This is a genomic window from Methylobacterium oryzihabitans (genome assembly GCF_004004555.2).
GTDB classification, from domain to species: domain Bacteria; phylum Pseudomonadota; class Alphaproteobacteria; order Rhizobiales; family Beijerinckiaceae; genus Methylobacterium; species Methylobacterium oryzihabitans.
In genome coordinates, this window is record NZ_SACP01000139.1 from 1 (window position 1) to 468 (window position 468).

At 61.8% G+C, this 468-nt stretch carries 1 pseudogene; it reads left to right on the forward strand.

The features are described from left to right. Nucleotides 1–448: pseudogene (locus EOE48_RS28735) on the forward strand (EmrB/QacA family drug resistance transporter); the annotation flags it as partial. Nucleotides 449–468: the final 20 nt, after the last annotated feature.

Genomic DNA, 468 nt, shown 5'->3' on the forward strand with positions numbered 1-468 from the left:
GTTCAACCATATCCAGATCATCCGCGCCCTTGGCCAGCCGATGATCATGGTGACCATTTCGCTGATCGCCACGGCTTACATCCAGCCGCAGGACGCGGGGTCGGCATCGAGCCTGTTCAATATCCTGCGTAACCTGGGCGGTGCGATTGGCATCGCCTTGCTGGCCACGCTGCTGGATGCGCGGACCAAGGTGTATTTCGACTACCTGCGCGAAGCGGTAGTGCCGAGCAACCCGCAGGTGGCGGAACGGCTGGCGCAACTGGCCGAGCGGCTGGGCAATGACAATGCGGCGCTGGGCAAGTTGAGCGAGATCACCCACCAGCAGGCCATGATCATGGCGTACAACGACGCGTTCCACTTTGTCGGGATCGGGTTGGCAGTGAGCATGGTGGCAGTGTTGCTCACCCGCAAGCTGCCGGAAGGGTTGAAGGCTGGGGAAGCTCACTAGCTTGTGCTGGGCCTATCGCC